17 protein-coding genes are annotated in these 20629 nt (G+C 33.8%); 5 read left to right on the top strand and 12 right to left on the bottom strand.

The window, feature by feature from the left end; genetic code table 11:
• The first annotated feature begins 641 nt into the window (after positions 1-641).
• Positions 642-1745, top strand: a complete 1104-nt coding sequence (locus V7P73_RS09220; protein ID WP_333852925.1) for a M14 family zinc carboxypeptidase — start codon at positions 642-644, stop codon at positions 1743-1745.
• 471 nt (positions 1746-2216) lie between these two features.
• Here V7P73_RS09220 and V7P73_RS09215 read toward each other — a convergent pair whose 3' ends face one another.
• The 5 genes from V7P73_RS09215 to V7P73_RS09195 form a co-directional block, all read right to left on the bottom strand.
• Positions 2217-3017: a glycoside hydrolase family 16 protein gene (locus tag V7P73_RS09215; protein ID WP_333852924.1), complete on the bottom strand. Its 801-nt coding sequence runs from the start codon at positions 3015-3017 to the stop codon at positions 2217-2219.
• Between the two features lie 13 nt (positions 3018-3030).
• Positions 3031-4488, bottom strand: a complete 1458-nt coding sequence (locus V7P73_RS09210) for a glycoside hydrolase family 30 protein (protein ID WP_333852923.1) — start codon at positions 4486-4488, stop codon at positions 3031-3033.
• A gap of 168 nt (positions 4489-4656) precedes the next feature.
• The gene (locus V7P73_RS09205; RefSeq protein WP_333852922.1) at positions 4657-5535 is read right to left on the bottom strand and encodes a hypothetical protein; all 879 of its coding nucleotides are present in this window, start codon (positions 5533-5535) and stop codon (positions 4657-4659) included.
• Between the two features lie 2 nt (positions 5536-5537).
• Positions 5538-7007 carry a RagB/SusD family nutrient uptake outer membrane protein gene (locus V7P73_RS09200; RefSeq protein WP_333852921.1) on the bottom strand — a complete coding sequence of 490 codons (1470 nt, stop codon included), beginning with the start codon at positions 7005-7007 and terminating at the stop codon, positions 5538-5540.
• 61 nt (positions 7008-7068) lie between these two features.
• Positions 7069-9969: a SusC/RagA family TonB-linked outer membrane protein gene (locus tag V7P73_RS09195; protein ID WP_333852920.1), complete on the bottom strand. Its 2901-nt coding sequence runs from the start codon at positions 9967-9969 to the stop codon at positions 7069-7071.
• Between the two features lie 242 nt (positions 9970-10211).
• On the opposite strand from V7P73_RS09195, the gene V7P73_RS09190 reads away from it, so the two are divergent.
• Entirely contained in the window at positions 10212-11375 is a 1164-nt protein-coding gene (locus V7P73_RS09190; RefSeq protein WP_333852919.1) for an MFS transporter, read from the top strand.
• Entirely contained in the window at positions 11353-12120 is a 768-nt protein-coding gene (locus tag V7P73_RS09185) for an NUDIX hydrolase (RefSeq protein ID WP_333852918.1), read from the top strand. Before V7P73_RS09190 ends, V7P73_RS09185 begins: the two co-directional genes overlap by 23 nt.
• 56 nt (positions 12121-12176) lie before the next feature.
• On the opposite strand, the gene V7P73_RS09180 is transcribed toward V7P73_RS09185, so the two are convergent.
• From V7P73_RS09180 to polA, 5 genes are all read right to left on the bottom strand, one after another.
• Positions 12177-13202, bottom strand: coding sequence for a M28 family metallopeptidase (locus tag V7P73_RS09180; protein WP_333852917.1), 1026 nt, complete (start codon positions 13200-13202; stop codon positions 12177-12179).
• A gap of 102 nt (positions 13203-13304) precedes the next feature.
• A complete protein-coding gene (locus tag V7P73_RS09175) occupies positions 13305-13643 on the bottom strand; it encodes an SdpI family protein (RefSeq protein ID WP_333852916.1) in 339 nt (112 codons plus the stop codon).
• Positions 13640-13999: a bleomycin resistance protein gene (locus tag V7P73_RS09170; protein WP_333852915.1), complete on the bottom strand. Its 360-nt coding sequence runs from the start codon at positions 13997-13999 to the stop codon at positions 13640-13642. The genes V7P73_RS09175 and V7P73_RS09170 overlap by 4 nt, the downstream gene beginning before the upstream one ends.
• Positions 14000-14041: 42 nt before the next feature.
• Positions 14042-14311, bottom strand: coding sequence for a YciI family protein (locus tag V7P73_RS09165; protein WP_333852914.1), 270 nt, complete (start codon positions 14309-14311; stop codon positions 14042-14044).
• A gap of 52 nt (positions 14312-14363) precedes the next feature.
• Complete coding sequence (gene polA, locus V7P73_RS09160; protein WP_333853084.1) at positions 14364-17198, bottom strand: DNA polymerase I; 2835 nt, start codon at positions 17196-17198, stop codon at positions 14364-14366.
• A gap of 89 nt (positions 17199-17287) precedes the next feature.
• Here polA and V7P73_RS09155 point away from each other — a divergent pair, with 89 nt between their 5' ends.
• Both V7P73_RS09155 and mgtE read left to right on the top strand, forming a co-directional pair.
• On the top strand, positions 17288-17908 hold the full coding sequence (locus V7P73_RS09155; protein ID WP_333852913.1) for a pyruvate decarboxylase: 621 nt from the start codon (positions 17288-17290) through the stop codon (positions 17906-17908).
• A 66-nt stretch (positions 17909-17974) separates the two neighbouring features.
• On the top strand, positions 17975-19294 hold the full coding sequence (gene mgtE / locus V7P73_RS09150) for a magnesium transporter (RefSeq protein WP_333853082.1): 1320 nt from the start codon (positions 17975-17977) through the stop codon (positions 19292-19294).
• 175 nt (positions 19295-19469) lie between these two features.
• Here mgtE and V7P73_RS09145 read toward each other — a convergent pair whose 3' ends face one another.
• On the bottom strand, positions 19470-20090 hold the full coding sequence (locus tag V7P73_RS09145; RefSeq protein ID WP_333852912.1) for an inorganic pyrophosphatase: 621 nt from the start codon (positions 20088-20090) through the stop codon (positions 19470-19472).
• A gap of 7 nt (positions 20091-20097) precedes the next feature.
• A complete protein-coding gene (locus tag V7P73_RS09140) occupies positions 20098-20607 on the bottom strand; it encodes a DUF7935 family protein (protein WP_333852911.1) in 510 nt (169 codons plus the stop codon).
• Between the last annotated feature and the right edge of the window lie 22 nt (positions 20608-20629).

Genomic DNA, 20629 nt, shown 5'->3' with positions numbered 1-20629 from the left:
TTTAATCAGCCAAATTAATAGCTTGCAAATAATATGAATAGTAAACATATTATAAAGTTAATATGCATAAAGTCTGCAACTTTATAACATCTTTTCAATTCCAAATTTCCGTTATTCAGCATCAAAAATATTGTCTATAAAAAAGTGAGTTACTGAAGTTATAAATTCTTTTTTTACAATAGAAATCGCAGAGTAGAGCAGGGAAGAGGTCGATTGCATCTGTGTTTTAATTCTAATTTATTTAACATAATTATTCCACTTGGTAATAAAATAAGGTAAAAACTTATCAAAATTAACAACTGTGGATAAAGATGCGAAGAATTAAAGAAAATATTGACTTTTAAGCATTTATACATTTGTAACACATCTTGAAATACACACTAAAACACGTTTAGTATTTTGTTGAACAAATCAAACAATAAATGCAAATTTGGTATTAAAGTAAATTTAAAAAATAACTTTATTTAAAGTTTATAAAGTACTGAAAATATATAAATTATAAATTTAATATAAAAATAATGTATTCCACAAAATAATAAACAGACAAAGTGACATTTGGTATTGTTTAAACATATTACAAATGTAAATTAGTTTATTTCGGATTAAATGTTATTTTTGTGACAAATCAAATCAAAGAAAAAATGAATTTTAATTTTCCGTATTCCCAAAATGCTAATTTCCCAAATCGCTATATTTCGCCTGAAAAATTATTTTCTTACTTAGAGGACAATTACAGCGATGATATAAAAGAGATAGGAAAATCCAGTTTGGGAAAACCTATCTATATGTTGTCTTTAGGAAATGGAAATTTGAAAGTTGCAGCTTGGTCACAAATGCACGGTAATGAATCCACTGCGACATTAGCAATGCTGGATTTGTTATCCATATTTGATAAGAATCCTGAATTGAAAGACAAGCTTTTTACATTAATCCAACTGGATTTCATTTTTATGCTAAATCCTGATGGCTCTGAAGCTTGGACGAGACGAAATGCTTATGATATTGATATTAACAGAGATTTTATTAGAAATTCGAGTAATGAAATCCGTGTTTTGAAATCTGTTGTACTAAACGGAAATTACAGTTATCTGTTAAATCTTCACGATCAGAGGACGATTTTTAGTACAGATGGAATCCATCCGGCGACATTATCCTTTTTATCACCATCAGAAAATGCTGAAAGAGATATTACTGAAAACAGGAAAAAAAGTATGGCTGTAATTGCCGCAATCTATATGCAGATGAAACAGATTTTGCCTAATAGAATTGCAAAATATACAGATGAATTTTACCCAACATCTACCGGTGACAATTTTATGAAATCCGGTATTCCTGCGATTTTATTTGAAGGTGGATTTTTCGAAAATGATTTGGAACGTCGCAAAACACGTGAATATTATACTCAGGCTTTATATTTTGCTTTAAAGGCAATCTCTGTGCTTAAAGGTAATACGTTGAGCTATGAAACTTACTTTGATATTCCTCAAAATAAAGAAACACATTTTGACCTTATTTATAGAAATGTAAAGTTAAATACAGATTTTGAATGTATTCTGGATATTGCTGTTCAATACAGAGAAATTTTGGATGAGAACCAAAAACTGACTTATCAACCATACGTTGTAGAAGTTGGCGATCTGAATCATAAAAAAGGTTGGACCGAAATCGACTGTGCAGATAAACGATTTGTATCTGTAAAGAAATTTCCGAAACTTGATTCTTTAGTTGATTTTAGAATTGAGTAATTTTTAATTTCTAATCGCTGAGAATCTGTTATAAAATTTTCAATCAAATTGTAACTCACACAGGCAAAATTTTAAATGAGTTTAGAACGAACTAATTTTTATCTACTAATTGCTAAGATTCAGTTATAAAATTTTAGAGAATATTAATATCCGAAGTTTGTAAAAATTTTGGATATTTTTTTAGCGTTACTTTTTAAAATAGCAATAATAATCAGTTAGTTATAATATCTAATTTAACATAATATAAATTATAGGACATTTTATAACTACACTTTTATAGAGTTATAATCACATATTTTATTTCTATATTTCGGTCTAATATTTCAATTCCTGCGAAAAATTTGCTTCAGAGATTCTATTAGCGAACTCGAAAATAAAAATAAAAAACAGCAGCCTTAAAAAAGCTACTGTTCCTAGAAAATAATATATAACTATAAAAATATAGTCTGTGAAAATTATAAATTCAATTGATTATTTTTTATAAATTCTGACATAATCTATCCAGAATTTCTGAGGATAAATTGTAGAATCTACACCTTCTTTTCCACCCCAATTCCCTCCTACGGCTTGATTCAGAATCAAATAAAATGGTTGGTCAAAAGGCCAAGCTTCGTAATCATTTTCGGTTTTGATGTAAGTGAAAAACTTTTGATCATCCACGAACATTTCGATTTTCTCTGGTGACCAATCTGCTCTGTAAACGTGGAAGTTTTCGGCCACATCTTTGATGATAATTGTATCCGTTTTTTGAGTGTTGATGATATGATTATACTTCTTGGTATGAACAGAACCGTGCACAAAACCTTCATTATAACCCACATGTTCCATAATATCTATTTCGCCATCATCTGGCCATTCTTTTATATTCTGGCTCAACATCCAGATCGCTGGCCAAGTTCCTTTACCTTTTGGTAATCTCGCTCTTACCTCAACAGTTCCGTATTGGAATGGGAAAGTATTTTTGGTAATCAGCTTTGCTGATGTATAATCGTTTTTCTCCCACTTTTCTTTTTTAGCTTCGATGATGAGATTCCCATTTTCTACTCTTGCATTTTCTGTTCTGTCTTTAGTATAAAACTGAAGTTCATTATTCCCAAAACCATCGCCACCAACTTCGAATTCCCATTTTGATGAATCTGGTAATCCTTTATAATTGAACTCATCCTGAAAAACAAGTTTTCCTTTACCCGAGTTTTTTTGAATCGAACAGGAAATATTCAAGACAGAAATCAATGCGAATACAGATACTATTTTAAGTGTTTTGGAATTCATTATGGATTTAGATTTAAAAAACAAAAGTTGCTACAGCTCTTGCAGGTAAAGAAGTTGCTGCAGATTTACCATTCATTTTGATATTGAAATTTTCTGTTGCATTTCCTTCATTCAGAACAATTAAAGTTGTTTTTCCATCAGGTCTTGTAAAAGCAACCGAGCTTAGATTTCCTGGTTGAGTAGAAGCAATTCTTTGAGAATTTTGAGGAACAAATTTCGATGCATGAGCAATGATATAATACGCTACATTTTTTGTCAAATTCTCGCTCGAATTCACTGTAACTGCACCTTTACATTGTGTACAACCGCCGTCTGTATGTGGATTGAATTGTGGGTCATTGGCAAGATTCCATTCCAAAGCAATTTTGCTCCAGTTTCTCATAGAACCGATAATCACATTTTTGGAATGCCACATCAAATCATCCGAAAATGAAGATGTAGAACCCGTCCATTGTTCCGTAAAATAAAGATTCTTAGAAGGATAAGCCAAATGAACGTTATTCAATACCGAGATATTTCCAGCATATAAATGGAAAGCTGAACCATCTACATATTTCGCAGCATCTGCATCAGCTAAAATTTCCAATGGATAATCTGGTTTGTCACAATTGTGGTCATAGAGAACAATCTTAGTTGTGATATTAGTTGCTTGAAATGCTGGTCCTAAATTATTTTTAATAAAAGTGGCTTGTTGAGGAGCGGTCATCAATAAACTTGGATTGTTTCCAGGATGCAAAGGCTCATTTTGTGGTGTAATTGCATCAACAGTGATTCCCTGCGCTTTCATTCCTTGGATATATTTCACAAAATATTGGGCATAAACTCCATAATATTCTGGTTTCAAACTTCCACCAATGCTACTTCCGTTATCTTTCATCCAAACTGGTGGTGACCAAGGTGTTGCCATAATTTTGATATTTGGATTGATGGTCAATATTTTCTTCAGCATATCAATAAGAGCTTGGTCTTTTGATAGAGAAAAATTAGCTAAAGACATATCTGTTTGCCCTGCCGGCATATCGTCATAAGAAAAAACACTGCTGTTCAAATCCGATGCGCCAATACTTAGTCTGATGTAACTTACGCCAATAGAATTATCCTTATTTGAGAATAATTCCTGTAGTAATTCCTCTTTTTTAGAAGTTGATAACTGATTGATAACCTCAACACTTCCACCGGTTAATGTATATCCAAAACCATCAATTGTCTGAAATTTTTGTGAAGCGTCTACATCAAGAGTTTGATAATTGTTGCTTGCATTATTGAAGAAAATATCGCTTTGCTTTTGGAGTTTTACGGTTTCGTCTGCTTTTGTGAGCCATACATTTGCAGCAGCATAATTACCATTATCTCCACCATTAGTAGGAGGATTTGAAGAATCGTCTACATTGTTGCTTTGACAAAACAGTAATGAAAAAACTGTCAATCCACAGAACAGTACTTTATTTGGAAAAATCTTATTATTATACATTTTATTAGATTGATTTAAAATATTTTCTAACAAGAGAATTGTATTGAAATGATCATACCCAATACAGCTCTCTTTCATAAGAAAAGCATAGAAAAATATTCGATTAATATAAAAAATGAAAGAGGTTTTTTGAGGACCTCTTTCACCTAAGAATATGATTAGAAAAAATTAGTTCACGCCTCGGAACTCTATATTCGTAATAGAAATTCCGTCTTTCATATCATTACCACCAGATCTGATTGCAAAATATGCAACTCCAGATTTTGTAGCTGTAAAAACACCATCCGGATTATTGGAATTTTTTGAACCAACAATTGAAATTTTACCATTGAAAGCAGAAGTTCCACTACCCGCCCAAGTATTGATACCTCTTAACCAAGTAGAATCATTTCCATCTCCGGTATAATCTGTATTAGCAGTAGGTTTTGTATAACCTACGTAAATCTCAAACCAAGAATCAGAAACGCCTTTTGAACTAACAACAGCATCTGCTTTGTATTTGCGACCTTCTACTACTTCAACAGCTTGATACATTACATTTCTGTCCCAGCCTGTAGCTGTAAAAGTTGCTTTCTTGTTTGTAAGATCCCAAACCCACAAAGCTGTATTGGAAGGATTAGGAAAAGTTAATGACCACTTTGCAACATCTGCTGCATCTGTAAACTTTCCACCTTGAATCATATTTCCTGCAGCTGGGTCAGATTTATCAACTGTAATTGTTTGGCTAGCAGTTCCGCCAACAAGGCCTCCTTGTCCAATAATCTGATGTTGAATATTATAAGTTCCTTCATCTGGGATGAAAACATCATAAATATTAGGACCAGCTCCAAATCCGCCTCCATCACCCAAATCCCATTTTGATGAGATATAATTATTATTGGAAGCAGACAGTCTATAATGGTTTTCTGATGTTTTTGTTACGGTGAAAGATGCATCAGAATTAGTAGGAACTAAACCATTTCCATCACCATCGACCCTATCAGGTGCACAAGAAACTGCGAATACTGATAATCCTATAAATAAAGTCTGTTTTAGATAATTTTTCATAATTAATTATTATAATGTGGGTTTTGTTTTAATGCTGTACCAGTAAGTTCAGTCAGAGGTATTGGCATAATTTCATTTTTACCAGCAACGAATCCTCTACTGGAAAGTTTACTTGCTGCTTCTCCCCATCTTACTAAGTCAAAAAATCTATGACCTTCGCCAGCTAACTCTTTTCTTCTTTCATCTTTTACAGCTTGTAAACTTACAGGAACAGATGCTAAACCAACTCTTGCTCTTACAGCATCCAGCAATGCTTGAGCTCTACTTCCTGTTCCTCCTAAAGCTTCAGCCTCCATCAAATAAGTATCTGCTAATCTGATAAGGATATAGTTTTGTCGATAATTAAGTTCAGTAGCGCCTGGAAGAGTTGTTACTTCATCTCTTGTCGGCATATATTTATTTAAGAAGTAACCTGTATCCATATACGCGGGAGAATAATCTGCTTTACTTTCTTGCTTGAGCATTGCCATATTTAGAATGGTTGCAGACATTCTTGGATCACCTTGCATAAAATTGTAAAGATCTGTAGTTACAGTATTAAATGCCCATCCACCAACAACATCTGGAGCATCATTAGTTTTTCTAGTGTATGATCTTGGAGCCGTCATAATACAAATAGAATTACCTTCATCATTTCCAGCACCCCAAAAACTCCAATCAGAATTACCTTTATTAGTGTGAGTAACTTCAAAGACAGACTCTGTAGTAAACTTATTATCAGTAATCCAAAGGCTATTATAGTTATCCACTAGTTTGTATCCATATTGACTAGTTCCACCGGGTGTTCCATTGACTTCCGCTAAAAGAACTGTTGCTTCTGCATTTTTCTTTTGATATAAATAAACTTTACCTAATAATGCTTTAGCTGCTCCTTGTGTCAGTCTTCCTCTTTCACCACCACTAACAGTCATTGGCAGATTTGGTATAGCCTCTGATAGATCTTTTTCTATCTGTGCATATACTTCTGCAGGTGTTACCTGTGGCACATTATAAAAGTCATCAGTAACAGTAAATGTATTTAAAATCAATGGAATATTCCCAAAAACTCTTAATAAATCAAAATAATAAATAGCACGAAGAGTTTTAGCTTCTGAGATAAAACGGCTTTTTATTGCATCACTCATACTTGCATCAGGTACTCTTTTAATAACCTCGTTGGCTCTTGCTATACCTTGATAATAATCTTTCCAATAGCTTGCAGGCATTGTTGTCTGATTAATTTGCCAGTTGGAAGCTCCTTGAATTCCAGCACCATCTGTTGCACTTCCTCCACCAGCATAGAAATCATCAGATGCTGCATTATAAAATGTCACCATATTTTCGAAGCCGCCAGCATATTTTCTTAGCGGATCATAGGTGCCTACAAGAGCAAAGAAACATTCCTGTTCATTACGGAAAAAGTTTGCGAAAGCTCCTTTATATTCTTTTTCTTCTAAATCTTCGTCCGTACAAGAAACTACTAAATTTGGCATACTTACTAGAAATATTGCCGCAAAGCTTATTTTTAATATTTTATTTTTCATTGTTATTTTTTTAGAAAGTTATATTAGCACCAAACATAAAAGTTCTAGCTTGTGGATAAAATGCTCTATCAATACCGTAAGAATCACCAGCAGCAATTTCTGGATCATAACCTGTATATTTTGTAAAAGTGAAAACATTTTCTCCAGTAACATAGAATCTTACTTTACTAGTACCAAAGTTTTCAGAAACAGACTGAGGTAATGTATAACCGATTGATATTAGTTTAATTCTAAAGTAATCTCCTTTTTGCAAGTACCAATCTGAAAGTCTTGAATAATTTTTATTAAGATCGGCTCTTGTTAATCTTGGATTATCATTTGTAGAACCTTCACCAGTCCATCTGTCAAGAATTTTGGTTTGATAGTTAGCATCAAGAATATCTAATCTTCTCAAACCTTGGAATACTTTGTGTCCTGCAGCACCTTGACCAAAAACCATCAAGTCCCAGTTTTTGTAATTTAAATTTAATGTTGCTCCAAAGTTGAATTTTGGAATTGAATTTCCTAGGTTAACTTTATCTTCATCATTAATTACACCATCTCCATTAGAGTCTGCCCATATAAAATCTCCTGGTTTGGCATTAGATTGATACCTCTGACCGCTTCCATTAACATAAGCATCAATCTGAGCTTGATTTTGAAAAACACCTAGCGTCTGGAAACCATAAAAACTGTTATAAGATTCTCCAGGAACTATTCTTTGGATAGGACCCATTGATTGGAAGCCTGCTCTATCTTCAAATTTTTGACCACTTACTAGTGATAAAACTTTATTCTCATTGTATGCAAAATTACTGTTGAATGATATTGTGAAATCATTAAGTGTCTTTTTGTAACCAAATTCTACTTCGATACCTTTATTTTCCATATCTCCCGCATTAGCCACAGCTACACCAGTAACTCCAACATAACCAGGGATTTGTACTGGTCTTAAAATATCATAAGTCGTTTTATTATACACATCCACAGTTAAAGAAAAATCTCTAAATAGTTTCATATCAGCAGCAATGTTAGTTTGTCTTGTACTCTCCCACTTGAGTTTATTATTTGCAAGTGTGTTTGGAAAATATCCTGGCATTACATTACCATTACCATCTGTATAATTTGCACCTGGAATATAATATGTTGCATATAAAAATGTTCCAATACCATCGTTACCTAAATTTCCATATCCTCCTCTAAGTTTCAAAGCTGTTACAACTTTATTTTCTGGCCAGAAATTCTCTTTGTCAAGATTCCATCCTAATGAGAATGAAGGAAAAACTCCCCAATGTTTATCTGAAGCAAATACTGATGAGCCATCATATCTCAATGTTCCTGTAAATAGATATTTATTTTTATAATCATATATTAATCTTCCAAAATATGATGCTTTGTTCCATTCTACATTATCCCAAGCATTAACCGTTTTGTTTTCGAGTGGTACATAAAAATTGAAAGAAGCATCTTGATAATTACTGATTGGCAGATTGGTATATGTAACAGTTTGACCCCCACCAATATTATAATCATAGTAACCAGTACCTATCAATGCATTAAAATTATGTTCACCAAACTTGAAAAGGTAAGTTAAAGTATTCTCCATACTCCACTCAAATTTTGTTTGGGTAGTTCTACTCAAGCTGTTGTTGGCAAGATTACTATAATTCGGATTCAAATAGAATAATGGTGTGAAACCTTGGTTGCCCCAATATGCTTTTTTACCATTTAAAGAAGATCTTAAAGTCAAATTATCCAAAAATTTAACTTCACCAAAAACACTTGCAATTAAGTCATCAGACCAGTTCTGCTGACCAAGTTGAGTATATTTGAAAGCTAATGGATTGGACATTTCCTGATTAACGTAAGGAGAGATACCATAAGGATTACCATTTGGATCACGTACAATATTAGGATTTGAGTATAGTGCTGAATTTACGGTTGACATATCTGTAATCACAGCTTGAGTAATTGGATCAAGGTTTACTGCGGAGCTTAATGGTCCTCCAAACTCACCATTAGCATTAATTCCATGATTCTTTTGATTAGTATAAGCAAAGGTTTGCCCTAATGTTAACCAACTTGTCACTTTATGCGTCGAGTTTAATCTTGCAGTCAATCTTTTGTAATAAGATATATCTCTCATTACAATCCCTGATTGATCGTAATAACCAAATGAACCAAAAAAGGTTGACTTCTCATTTCCACCCTGAACACTGATTTCATGATTCTGTCGATCTGCAGAACTGAAAATAATATCCTGCCAGTCTGTACCATCACCAAATGATGATGGATTAGCAAATCTAACTGGACTACCATCATTAGCAAATCCTTCATTAATTACAGTTGCATATTGTGTAGCATTTAGCAAGTCTAATTTTCTTGCTGCATTACTTACTCCAAAAAAACCATTATATGATAAGTTGAGTCTTCCTGCTTTACCTTTTTTTGTAGTCACTAATATTACACCTCTAGCAGCAGAAACACCATAAATTGCTGAAGAAGCTCCATCTTTCAAAACTTCTATACTTTCGATATCACTTTGAGAAAGCCAGCCAATTCCGTCTACCACAATTCCATCTACAACCCAAAGTGGATCATTGTTAGAATTATAACTAGTAATACCTCTTACTCTAATAGATGCTGATGCACCTGGTTGACCAGAATTCGAAACAACATTAACACCTGCTGCTCTACCTTGCAGCACTTGTTCTGGTTTTCCAGCAGGGATATTCTCAATATCCGATGCTTTAATGCTTGCAATGGCTCCTGTTACATTGCTTTTCTTTTGAGTCCCATAACCGATAACCACCACTTCTTCTATCGTTTTTTCTTTAGAAGCAGTGTCACTTACCCGTTGTTGCGCTGAGTAATTGGCTGTGAAGTAAAGTACAGCGGCTAACCCTAGACATTTTGAATACTTTAAGTTCATATTTTAATTAATTTTTGTTAATCTCAAACTGAGACAATAAAAGTATCTTTTTTTTTGTTATGACAAAATTATTTTTTTATTTTTTCGAAAAGTCACTGTTTATCGATAATTTAACGATGCTTATTATTGCTACTGTCATTATAATTGTTATATTTGGAATCCCCAAAAACACTTCCAATTGTTAAGTTTAAGTTAAGACCGATTAAATGAATGTTAATGAAAAATCGATAAAAGCTCCACTAATGTTGAGCTTTTTAATCTTCTCTATGTTGCTTAACAGCATGGGTGTGATTATCCTCCAACTTTCGGAGAAAATTTCATACAAAGGTTTAGGTTTTTTAGAGTCATTTAAAGACATTCCAATGGCAGTTGTATCGTTGTTTTGTGTTAATTGGATTGCTAAAACTGGAAACAAAAATGCCTTGATTTTTTCTCTAATTTTTATTGTGACAAGTTGCATTGCACTTCCTCTTGTAGATGCTTTTTGGTTTTTCAAGATTTGGCTCAGTATTGTTGGGGTAAGTTTTGCTTTGGCTAAAATATCGGTCTTCAGTATTATCAAAAATAATTTTCAGGACAAGCAATTGGCAAGTGCGATCAGCAGTGTCGATGCTTCTTTTATGATTGGAATCTTTTTTGTTAATATCGGTTTCGGAAGTTTGTTGACTAGTTCTTATTCGCAGTATTGGAAATTCGGATTTTGGGTAATTGCAGTTTTAAGTATCATTAATATTCTGATGCTAAAACCTTTAAAAATCGATGAAGTAAAGAATTCTAACATAGAAAAAAAATCAGGCGAATGGAAATTTTACCTTAATGCAAAAATCATTTATTTCTTCATCATTGTCTTTTTTATGGTTTTTGTGGAACAAAGTTTTAATTCCTGGTTACCAAGTTTTTTTAGGAATAATTTGAAACTTAATTCCTATTTTGCGTTGCAGGCTTCTGCATTTTTAGCTTTATTTTCCTTCTTTGGCAGATTGATTAACAGCAGATTGATTTTAAGATTCCATTGGTTCAAATTGGTACTGATTTGCTTTTTTACAGTTTTCACCATTTTGGCAATTTGTCAAATCATCATTTCTAATTTTTATTTGGATTATAAATTCTTGCTTATATTCTTAATGCCTTTGATTGGATTATTTCTATCACCCTTATTTCCACTCTATAATGCAGAAATTCTTAATAAAGTTCCAAAGGAAAAAACGCACTTGTTAATATCAATTGTAATGATTTGTTCATCCTTGGGAAGTTCAGTCGGTTCTTTGTATATGGCGGGGGTTTTTCATAAAAATATGAGTAATTTTTATCCAATATTTATTTTATTCCCATTATTAATTATATTTGGTCTCACTTTTTTTCTCAACAAAACCAATATAACCTATGACCGAAACCAACAAGAATAAACAGAATTTAAAGGAACTTATAGACACCAAAGACTTCGTGGAACACGTGTCTGTAGATTGTGTTATTTTCGGGTTTCATAAGGATACACTCAAGGTTTTGTTGTTAAAATATCACGATCTTGACCTTTGGGCAGTTCCCGGAGGATTTATTTTTAATGATGAGAATCTGAATGACGCTGCCGCCAGAACTTTGTATGAAAGAACACATCTTTCGGATGTTTTTATGGAGCAATTCTACACTTTTGGGGATATCAAAAGAACAGAAAACAATACGCATCAAAAACTTTTAGAGAACAAAAATATCAAGGTTGATACCAATCACTGGATTTATCAGCGTTTCATTTCTGTAGGATATTATGCTTTGATAGATTACACATTGACTTACACTTTCCCAGATTCTTTTAACGAAGTTTGCCAATGGTTTGATGTTGATGAAATCCCAAATCTAGCTTTTGATCACAAAGAAATGATTGAAAAAGGTCTTCTTTATCTCAGAAAAAATATTGATTATCAAGTAATGGGAAGTAATCTTTTGCCTGATAAATTCACGATGAAAGAACTTCAAAATCTGTACGAATCTATCTTGGGAGAACCACTTAGAAGAAATAATTTCCAAAGAAAAATATTGAGTATGAATATTCTGGAGAGACTAGAAAAACATTACAGCGGATCAGCAAACAAAGCGCCTTATCTCTACAGATTTTTAGACAATCCAGAAGTCAAAAATAATGATTTTGGTAATTAATTCAAATAAAAAACCAGCTTACAATAAGCTGGTTTTTGTTTTTATTAAATTGAAATTTATCTTGTATTCTTTCCATCAACTACGATTCTTTCTGGTCTGTTTGCCAATTCCCAAGCAGTCGTGAAAACCAATTGTGTTCTTTTTTGCAACAATGGATAATCAATTTTGTCTGGCGTATCTGTTGGTTTGTGATAATCCTCGTGGATGCCATCAAAGAAAAATGCAACCGGGATATTATGCTTTGCAAAGTTGTAATGGTCTGATCTGTAATACAATCTCTGCGGATCTTTTGGATCATCATATTTATAATTCAGTTCCAGATTCACAGATTTTTTGTTAGCTTCTTCATTGATTTTTTTCAATTCGGTACTCAACATCTCAGATCCGATAACATAGACGTATTGTTTGCCTCTATTTTCAGGATCATCCCTTCCAATCATATCAATATTAAGGTCTGCAACGGTATTAGCCAAAGGAAAAACCGGATGATCTGAGTAATATTCTGATCCAAAAAGTCCATGTTCCTCGCCTGTTACATGTAGAAAAAGAATAGAACGTTTTGGTCCGTAACCTTTTTTCTTAGCTTCCTGAAAAGCTTGTGCAATCTCCATCACAGCCACAGTTCCACTTCCGTCATCATCTGCACCGTTGTAAACTTCACCATTTTTCATCCCAACGTGATCATAATGTCCTGAGATAACAATCACTTCATTTGGTTTTTCAGAACCTTCTATGTAGGCCATTATATTTTCAGAATCCGGCAAAGTTTCACCATATTTTTTCATAGCTTCAGAAGGTACTTTTTGATAATAAGAACCCAATGCAGCAGGGAAACCAATACCGTTTTTCTTGTATTGCTCAATCATATAAACGCCGGCCTTTTTCTGCCCCGCACTTCCGGTATCTCTACCTTCCATATCATCACCAGCAATTACATAAAGATTGGTTTTCAGTTCCTCGGCAGTAATACTGTTATAGGCTTCTTTGAAACCTTTTCCATCATAACCGAAATTTTTACTGGATGCACAACTTGTCAAAAGTGCTGCTCCAATGAAAAATCCGTATAGTTTAATATTTTTCATATGTTGATATTTATTTTTTTGTTGTGATATGGAATCGCCTTATAGCGATTTCATAAAATTAATTTTTTATTATGTCGATTTTCTAAAACTAATGTTACAATTCTAAGGAAACTTTTTCTTGATGGCAGATTCCATATAAAAGAAGAGAATTATCGCAAATAAAAGCATTAATCCAAATCCAATTGAATTGATTAGCACTTCTTGCAATCCTAAAAGTAAAGCGATTATTCCAAATAGAATCAATACAAAACCTATTAGAATTAATATTTTGGGTGATAATTTCTGCGCAAAATTCCAAACCTCGAAATTTTTCATAGACCGAGGCGTTCTGTAGCCGTAAAGACTATTGATCTTTTTTGGTGGAAAAATCATTTGAATCAATCCTGCTAAAATGAAAATGATTCCAATAATATTAGGACTTAGCATCAATTTTTCGATCATATTAATTCATTTTTTTCGCCGAAAGTTAGTAAAGTTCCATTCGGGTCAATTAAAGAAAACTCTTTCATTCCCCAAGGTTTTGTTTCCAGACTTCCATTGGGGTGGATTTCAATTCCTTTATCCTGAATTTGCTGATAAAATTTATCGATATTATTAGAAATTTTCAGATACAGCATAAAATCTGATTTCTCAGGAATCAAACTTTCAAACTCAAAAAAATGAAGCTCCGAATTATTATAAATCGCAATCAAATATTGACCATAATCGGCAGGAAATTCAAAACCTAAATTCTGATAATACTGCAAAGTTTTCTCTTTGTCAATAAAAGGTAATTTTGGAATTATTTGTGAAATCATAATATTGATTTTTATTGTTTAAAGTCAATTAAACAGAACAAATTATGCCAATTCATCATTCCATTCTCTTATAGTGGTTTTTGCAATCAAACCTTCCTGAACAAATGGATCGCCATTTACAAAATCTTCCGCCGCTTGTCTGTCCACAAAAATCGCCATTGCACCTTCTCCAGCATTAGCAAACGCGCCTGTTCCCAAGACTTTTCCAGACTTCAGAAACTCAGCTTCAAAAGCTTCGTGACGAGGAAAAACTGCCATAAACTCATCCATTGTTTTGTCTGTTGCGTGCTCGTAAAATACTACTGCTTTCATATGGTATGTTTTTAATAATTAATCATTTATAACTTATTAAGTCATAATTTTATTAATGTGCTTCCAACCAATTATCGCCAACACCAACTTCTACCAGTAAAGGAACTTCGGTTTCAAAAGCAGATTCCATTTCTTTTTTGATTAGAGATTTTGCGATTTCAATTTCATGGAGAGGAACTTCAAAAAGTAATTCATCGTGAACCTGTAAAAGCATTTTGGTTTCAAGATTTTGTGCTTCCAGTTCTTGATCAATTTTTATCATTGCGAGTTTAATAATGTCTGCTGCGCTTCCTTGGATTGGCGCATTCACGGCGTTTCTTTCGGCGTGAGCTTTAACTACAAAATTGCTGGAATTGATATCTTTCAAATGGCGTTTTCTACCAAGAATAGTTTCTACATAACCAAAATCCTGAGCTTTTTTCACCTGCTCTGCCATATATTCTTTGAGTCTTGGATAATTCTCATAATAAGAATCAATCATTTTCTTGGCTTCTGATCTGGAAAGTCCGGTTTGTTCTGCCAAAGCAAAAGCACCTTGACCATAGATAATTCCAAAATTAACTGTTTTTGCCTGACTTCTCTGAGTTTTCGTGACTTCTTCAAGAGGAATGTTAAATAATTTTGCAGCTGTAGAAACGTGGATATCTTCGCCATTTTGGAAAGCCTTTATCATATTTTGCTCGCCGGAAATTTCTGCAATTAATCTTAATTCAATTTGAGAATAATCGGCTGAAATGATTTTTTTTCCTTCATCAGAAACAAAAGCACCGCGGATTTGTTGGCCTCTCAAAGTTCGGATTGGGATATTTTGAAGATTCGGATTCACACTCGCCAAACGGCCTGTTGCGGCAACGGTTTGTGCAAAAGTTGTATGAACACGATTGTCTTTTTTATCAATCTGGCCCGGTAAAGCATCAACATAAGTCGATTTCAGTTTCTGTAAAGTTCTGTATTCCAGGATTGAAGTAATGATTTCGTGCTTAGAAGATAATTTTTGCAATACATCTTCTGAAGTTGCATATTGTCCGGTTTTGGTTTTTTTAGCTTTCGGATCCAGTTGCATTTTATCAAACAAGATTTCTCCTAATTGCTTTGGCGAATTCATATTGAACTCTTCTCCAGACAATTCGAAAATTTTTGATTCTAAAACTTTTAAATCATTTTCCAAATCAATACTTTCTTGAGCTAACCATTTTTCATCAAGTTTTACACCTGTCAATTCTATTTTGGCCAAAACTTTCATCAATGGCATTTCGACTTTGAAGAATAATTCTTCCAAATTTTCTTTGGCTAATTGTGGCGCAAAGAGTTCATATAATTGAAAAGTAACATCAGCATCTTCCGCTGCATAATTGGTTTGAGTCACCAAATCAACTTCACGAAGCGTCAATTGATTCTTCCCTTTTTTTCCAATCAAAGTCTCGATGGAAACAGGTTTATAATCCAAATACATCTCGGAAAGATAATCCATTCCGTGTCGTCCATCTGGATTCAGAAGATAGTGCGCAATCATTGTATCAAACAATTTTCCTATCACATCTATATTATAATTCTGAAGAACTTTTACATCGTATTTCAGATTATGAGCAATTTTTAGGACATTTTGATCTTCGAAAAACGGACGGAAAATCTCAATTGTTTTCTGTGCTTCTTCCTGATTTTCAGAAATCGGAATGTAGTAAGCCAATCCTTTTTTATAGGAAAAACTCATCCCAATCAATTCAGCTTCCAACTCATTGAGAGAAGTTGTTTCTGTATCAAAACAAACAGCTTTTTGCTTTAGAAGGTTTTCTACAAGGACTTTCTGAGCTTTTGGAGAATCGATGTATTGATATAAATGGTCATTTTCTTCGATATTGGTTTTTGTCGTGGTGGATTGTTCCAATTGTTCGAAACTCGCAAAAAGATCCATTGTTCCGTTTTTATGTGACGCAACTTTTGCTTCGATTTTCCCACCAACCGGATTCTCAACTTCCATTAGTTCTTCAACATATTCTTTATTAGAGAATGCACGGTAAAGATTTTCATAGAGTCTTCGGAATTCCAACTCATCAAAAATCTCTTTAACTTTTTCAAAATCTGGAACATCCAAATCATATTGTTCTTCCAAAAAATCAATCGGAGCATCACAAAGAATCGTTGCTAACTTTTTGGATAACAAACCTCTTTCTGCACTAGCTTCAACTTTTTCTTTAAGCTTTCCTTTTAACAAATGTGTATTGGCCAAAAGGTTTTCCATAGATCCAAATTCCTGAATAAACTTCTTAGCGGTCTTTTCTCCAACACCTTCCAAACCTGGGATATTATCAACGGCATCACCCATCATTCCTAGATAATCGATGATTTGCTTTGGATCGTTGATCTCATATTTAGCTAAAACTTCTTCAACACCAAGGATTTCTATATCGCCACCTTTCATACTTGGCTTGTACATTTTGATTTTTTCGGTAACCAATTGAGCAAAATCTTTGTCAGGCGTCACCATAAAAACATTGTAACCTTGCTTTTCCGCTTTGCAGGCAATTGTTCCGATAACATCATCCGCTTCATAACCTTCCACCCCCAAAATCGGAATATGCATCGCTTCCAGAATATTATGGATGTAAGGTTTTGCTAAAAGAATCGGCTCAGGCGTTTCAAGACGATTCGCTTTGTATTCTGCATAATCCTCGTGACGAACATTGGTTCTTCCGACATCAAAAACTACAGCCAGATGTGTTGGTTGCTCTCTTTTTATCAATTCTATTAAAGAATTTGTAAAACCGAAAATAGCAGATGTATTCACACCTTTTGTAGAAATTCTAGGATTTTTAATGAATGCAAAATACCCACGGAAAATCATGGCGTAAGCATCGATAAGAAATAATCTTTTGTCTGTTGAAGTCATAGAAACAAAAGTAATCAATTGTTATCGATTTTGTGAATGGTTACATTGAAAAAATAAAAAATGTTTCTGTTAAAAAATCTTAAATTTTTATGATGAATAAGGAAATTTGGTTGTATTTTTGCAGCATCAATACGATGAAGAAAAATTACTCTTTTTATTCTGTTTTTATCCTTTGCTTTTTGGTTTCCTGCGCCAGTTACGGAGATAGTCTTCTTTATTTTAATAAAGATGCAAAAATTAATGGGATAAAAACTGTTCTTTACTTTGAACCTGAGGTATTTCCGGATATTAATGAGATCAAAAATCCTACATTTTCGGCTTTCTATAATGCGACTTCCGACAAAATGAAATCCCTTGGAAGTGTAAAATATTTACAAGTAAACACGTCTATTCCTTTTGATGAAGTAGACTCTAACATGGTAAAAGAAATCTGTAAAAACAATAATGCAGATGTAGCTGTGATACCAAAAGTTAAATATTTCAAAGTAGGATTTGGAAAGTATGTATTTTCTAATCAAGTAGTTGTCAGTTTGAAGTTATATGATTCAAACGGTGATTTTGTAATGGAAACTTCTTATGATACGTACAAAGGAAACGCAAGATTACTTGGAAGTGCGGAAAACTCTGTGATAATCGGTACAAAAGGCGCCATCCGAAAAATGGAGAAAGAACTCCGAAATAGACAAGTTCTTCTAAGAAAAGCATCGTAATTTTACGTAATCTTAATACTTTTTTTCTTAAGATTTTAATACTTTTGCAATGCAAAAAAGTTAAGTATCGAGAATCAAGAAGTCATATTAAACCCTGCGGATATCGCCGAATCTCTGAGTAAATTGCCAGCGGAAGAGCGTATTTTGCAGTTTTTGAAATTGCCAAGATCTGAGAAGGCAGAAGTTTTCTCACATCTTGATCCTGATTTTCAAGAAGATACTATCAGAAGTATTGCAAGTCACGAAGTTTCTGACATCCTGAATGAAATGTCGCCTGATGACAGAACTCAACTTTTTGAGGATTTTCCGGATGAATTAATCAAATATTCTATCAATCTTCTTAATCCGCAAGAACGTAGAGTTGCCCTAAAACTTTTAGGTTATGAAGCGGATTCAATCGCACGTTTGATGACGCCTTATTATGTCCAAATCCGAAAAGAATGGACTGTAAAAAGATGTTTTCAACAAATCAAAAAAGTTGGAAAGAAAGTAGAAACGCTCAATTTTCTTTACGTTGTTGATGAAAGAAACCGTTTGATAGATGATATTACAATAGGTTCTCTCCTATTGGCAGATGAAGAACAGTTGATTTCTGAACTTTGTGATGATCATTTTGTAGCCATTAAAACCACGACCTCCAAAGAAGATGCAGTTCCGTATTTTGAGAAATATGACCGAAGTGCATTACCAATTATCACAGAAAATGGTGTTTTGGTAGGAATTGTAACTATTGATGATATCTTAGATCAAATCGAATCTCAAAATACAGAAGATATCCAGAAATTTGGAGGTTTGGATGCGTTAGATCTTCCTTATACACAAACTTCGGTTTTCGAAATGGTTAAGAAACGTGGTTTTTGGTTGGTGGTTCTTTTCTTTTCTGAGATGTTGACTGCTTCTGCAATGGGATATTTCGAAGACGAAATTCAGAAAGCTGTTGTCTTAGCGTTATTTGTTCCTCTGATTATTTCGAGCGGAGGAAATACGGGTTCACAGGCTGCAACATTGATCATTCGTGCAATGGCCTTGCAAGAAATTGGACTGAAAGATTGGTGGTATGTGATGAAGAAAGAAATCTTCACAGGGATTTTCTTGGGAAGTATTTTGGGTATTATTGGGTTTATGAGAATAGCTTTCTGGCAACAAGTCGGACTCTTCAATTATGGAGAACATTGGACTTTTGTTGGATTGAGTATCGGTATTTCTTTGATGTTAATTGTTCTTTGGGGAACTATTTCCGGATCCATGGTTCCTTTTATTCTTAAAAAACTGAAGCTCGATCCAGCGACTTCTTCTGCTCCTTTTGTAGCGACGCTTGTGGATGTTACAGGATTAATTATCTATTTCTCCGTTGCAGGATTGTTTCTTACGGGAAAACTTCTATAACCGTTTTAATTTTCTAATTGTTGGCAAATCTTCGACCTTGGCGAAGCGCGCCCTGGCCTGAGTGGAACTCTTTTTCTTGAAAAGAAAAAAGCGGGAACGGGGGACGGATAAAGGCGCCCAAATAAATATAAACAAAAAATGCCACCTTATAAAAGATGGCATTTGGTATTTTTGATTATTTCAATTTTTCAACGAAATTGTCTGTATAATCTTTTTGTGAAGCAATAATGACTTGTTTTGCCTGATCTGCGCCGTACACCAAATCGATTTTCACTTTTGCAGGTTCTGTTGGCAAGTTTTTGTAGCTCAAGAAATAGTGCAACAAACGGTTAACTTCTGCTTTTGGCAACTCAGAAATATCTCTGATATGACCATAAACCTGATCTTCTACCAAAACTGCAATAATCTTGTCATCTGCTTCTCCTTTGTCAATCATTTGGAAACCTCCGATTGGAATGGCCTGCAAAAGAATGTTACCCGAAGTGAAGTTGTGCGAACTAAGAACGCAGATGTCCAAAGGATCGTGATCGCCTTCTGTAACGTCTGTTGCGCCAGTTGAAACAGCCAAATTCTTAACTTCATCTTCGCAATATGTTCTTGGAACGAAACCGTACATCGCAGGAATAATGTTGGAGAATTTTTGTGGACGATCCACTTTCAGATAACCACTTTCTTTATCTACTTCATATTTTATAGTGTCCGTTGGAACGATTTCCACAAAAACGTTTACAACTTCTGGAGAATTTTCTCCCGCAGAAATCCCGTGCCAAGGATGTGCTTTAAAACTAGGAATCATGTTTATTTTATATTATTTTGTTAAGTTCTTTTCTAAGATTTTCGATGGTGTCCGAAATATAATCTTCGGAGTTAAGATAACTCATCAAGAAAACAGTTTTGAAGTCTTCTAATTTTGAGTTTTCATTCAGTTCTTCATAGGTTTTATGAAGGGCTTGGATAACATTGTTTTTACTTGTCAAGATATCTTGCCAGGAAGATTTTGAAATGTAAAGTTGCTGAGAAGCGTTATACTCGAACTCTTCTGTAATATTTTTTTCAGTTAGAAAAACGAATTCGTGAGGCTGAAGACCTTTGTCGAACTTCATCACAAGATTGGATGGTTTGAGTCTTTCCAAAAACAAAGTCATTCTTTCCAAAGCCTGAAGTTTGATTTCACTATTTGATTTGGTTGCCAAAAAATTAATTTCCTGTTTTTTGAGTCTTACAAAACTGTTCACAAATTGTTTCGCAAAAACCAAGAATGGCAATGCGATGATAACTGCAACAGCGTATGGTAAATAATCTGAATCAAACATATCTGAAATCGGATTGCAAAAT

This window comes from Epilithonimonas sp. (assembly GCF_036780765.1).
Classification (GTDB): domain Bacteria; phylum Bacteroidota; class Bacteroidia; order Flavobacteriales; family Weeksellaceae; genus Epilithonimonas.
Note: the sequence above shows the minus strand (reverse complement) of the source record. Positions and strands in the feature narration are given on the sequence as shown.